Source organism: Arhodomonas sp. KWT, from assembly GCF_010993615.1.
The window spans coordinates 1-1,965 of sequence record NZ_WNXE01000351.1 but is presented as its reverse complement, the minus strand read 5'-3'; the positions used below and the strand labels follow the sequence as shown (position 1 = coordinate 1,965).

The 1,965-nt window shown below is 67.6% G+C and carries 1 protein-coding gene and 1 pseudogene; both read left to right on the top strand.

Annotated features, from left to right (window positions below):
* A pseudogene (locus G7A99_RS18810) lies at positions 1–246 on the top strand (sigma-54-dependent Fis family transcriptional regulator); the annotation flags it as partial.
* Positions 247–490: 244 nt separating this feature from the next.
* Positions 491–1,965 (top strand): acetate--CoA ligase (gene acs, locus G7A99_RS18805; RefSeq protein ID WP_163143068.1); only part of this gene is annotated, 1,475 nt, incomplete at its 3' end.

Here is a 1,965-nt window from a genome sequence, read left to right as displayed (position 1 = left end):
CTGGCGGAGAGCACCGCGCTCACCGCCGATCTCCTGGGCCTGCCCGTCGGGGGCGGCGGCGACGCCGGTGCCTTTCCCGACATGTCGCTGGAGGGCTATTTCCGGGAGTTCGTGCTCCACCACCAGGACCACCTCACCGAGACCGAGATCGCGCGGCGCCTGGGGATCAGCCGCAAGGCGCTGTGGGAGCGACGCCAGCGCCTCGGAATCCCCCGGCCCGCCGCCTCTGGCGCCCGGACGGGGTAACGCGTTAGCGTTACGGGAGGTGACAAATCGTTACGAGTCGTAACGCCCGGCCGCGGCCCGGGCGGGCCGACACGCCCCCGAGCCGGGCGCGAATGCGGTACCCGACGGATGGGGTTTTCCGGAACGGAATTTGCTTCCATGCTGGAATCGAACAAGATCGAAGTCCCGGCGATACTATGGATCACGTCGCCCGGGACGTGCGCTAAAAAGCCACGACATCAGCCCTGAAGGGAGGAGAAGCAGGATGTCCGAGTCCAAGGTGTACCCCGTTCCCAAGGACGTTGCCGATAACGCGCTCATCAACCGCGAGCAGTACGAGCAGATGTACCGGCGCTCGCTGGAGGAGCCCGACGCGTTCTGGTCGGAGCAGGCCGAGCAGTTCCTGACCTGGTTCAAGCGCTGGGACAGCGTCAACACCAGCGACCTCGCCAAGGGCGAGATCCGCTGGTTCGAGGGCGGCAAGCTCAACGCGGCCTACAACTGCGTGGAACGCCACCTGGCCTCCCGCGGCGACCAGGTCGCCATCATCTGGGAGGGCGACGAGCCCGACCAGTCCCGCAAGATCACCTACCGCGAGCTCAACTCCGAGGTGAACCGCTTCGCCAACGCGCTGCGCGCACGCGGCGTGAACAAGGGCGACCGGGTGTGCATCTACATGCCCATGATCCCCGAGGCGGCGGTGGCCATGCTCGCCTGCGCGCGTATCGGCGCGATCCACTCGGTGGTCTTCGGCGGCTTCTCGCCCCACGCCCTGCGCGACCGCATCCTCGACTCGGACTGCCGCGTGGTGGTCACCGCCGACGAGGGCGTGCGCGGCGGCAAGCATGTGCCGCTCAAGGAGAACGTCGAGCGCGCCCTCGAGGAGTGCCCGGACGTCTCCACGGTGTTCATGGTCAAGCGCACCGGCGGCGACGTATCGTTCAAGGACGGCCGCGACGTCTGGTACCACGAGGCCATCGACGGCGCCTCCGAGGACTGCCCGGCGGAGGAGGTCGACGCCGAGGATCCGCTGTTCATCCTCTACACCTCCGGCTCCACCGGCAAGCCGAAGGGCGTACTGCACACCACCGGCGGCTATCTGCTGCAGGCGGCGATGACCCAGAAGTACGTCTTCGACTACCACGACGGCGAGATCTACTGGTGCACCGCCGACGTGGGCTGGGTCACCGGCCACAGCTACATCGTCTACGGCCCGCTCGCCAACGGCGCGACCACGCTGATGTTCGAGGGCGTGCCCACCTACCCGGACGCCGGGCGCATGTGGGACGTGGTCGACAAGCACAACGTCAACATCTTCTACACCGCGCCGACGGCCATCCGCGCGCTCATGGGTCAGGGCAACGAGTACGTCACCCGCCGCTCGCGCAAGAGCCTGCGCGTGCTCGGCACCGTGGGCGAGCCGATCAACCCGGAGGCCTGGGAGTGGTACTACCACACCGTGGGCGAGGACCGCTGCCGCATCGTCGACACCTGGTGGCAGACCGAGACCGGCGCGATCATGATCAGCCCGCTGCCCGGCGTCACCGACCTCAAGCCGGGCTCGGCGACGCTGCCGTTCTTCGGCATCGAGCCCCAGCTGGTGGACAACGACGGCAACGTCCAGGACGGCGCCACCGACGGCAACCTCTGCATCGCCCGCTCCTGGCCGAGCATGATGCGCACGATCTACGGCGATCACCAGCGCTTCATGAACACCTACCTCACCCACTACACCGGCAA